Raw genomic sequence first — 960 nt, 5'->3', positions numbered from 1 at the left:
CGGCGGAACCGGTCCCCGCGGCGCCACCGGGCCGCGCCGATCCGGGTGCCGCGGCTGCGGACGGCGCGGCCGTGGTGGTGCCCACCGATCCCGACGTCGGGTCGAGCGCGGTCGACGAGCAGGCGGCGGCCAGCAGCGCCACGGCGGTGAGGGCGACGAGCCGCGGCCGGACGGTGCTCGTGCGACGGCCCGCTCCTCGCCCCACCCCCGTCACCGCAGAAGCCCGAGGGGATCCGTACAGAGCAGATCTGCCATCATTTTCACGGCCTCTCGATCGAACAGTGCCGCGTCATACGTGACACTGACATGTAGACAGTCGGCGAGTTCAGCCAGCGTGACGGTGATGCCCCCGCCCTCGGCCGCGGTCGACGGGAGGCCCAGTACGCGCCCGCCGGCCTCGCCCCGCCAGGGCAGTTCGCTGATCCTGGGTAGTCGGGGCAGGTAGTTCAGGGCCAGCGTCGGAGCCGGGGCGGGCGCTGCGGCGTCGGCACGCCGGTGCGGGGCCGGCAGGAGCTGCTTGGTCGCCGCGGCGGCCATCGTCGCCACCGGCCGCCCGGAGTCGATCACCTCGCGCATCGCGGCGGAGATGACCGCCGGGTCGCCCGGGTCCGCGGGCTCCAGGAAGACGCCGGCGACGAAGTTCCCCTTGTAGCGGGTCGGCACCGGCACGTACCGCCGGCCGTCGAAGAGCACCCACATCCCAGGCTCCGGCGTCGGCAGGCCCGCCTTCTCCACGGCGCTCCAGGTCGCGGCGAACAGGATGCCCGCCACCGAGCGCCCGCTGGAGCGGTCCCCGCGCGCCTCGCGCACCGCGCTCAGCAGCTCCGGTCCGGAACGCCGGATGACGCAGCCGGGGTCCGCGAGGCCGGTGTCGAACGGGACCTCGCCACCGCCGCCGGCCATGCCACCACCGCCGGCGGCCATACCGTCGCCGGCTGCCGTCGAGTCGGTGTCGATCCC

1 protein-coding gene and 1 pseudogene are annotated in these 960 nt (G+C 75.2%); both read right to left on the bottom strand.

The window, feature by feature from the left end:
• A pseudogene (locus tag MXD58_RS25605) lies at positions 1–205 on the bottom strand (hypothetical protein); the annotation flags it as partial.
• A 5-nt stretch (positions 206–210) separates the two neighbouring features.
• Positions 211–960, bottom strand: a 750-nt coding sequence (locus MXD58_RS25600; RefSeq protein WP_250610255.1) for a hypothetical protein, incomplete at its 5' end; no start/stop codon positions are given.

The sequence above is a fragment of the Frankia sp. AgKG'84/4 genome (genome assembly GCF_023242965.2).
In the GTDB taxonomy this organism is placed as follows: domain Bacteria; phylum Actinomycetota; class Actinomycetes; order Frankiales; family Frankiaceae; genus Frankia.
This window is presented reverse-complemented; position numbering and strand designations above follow the sequence as displayed.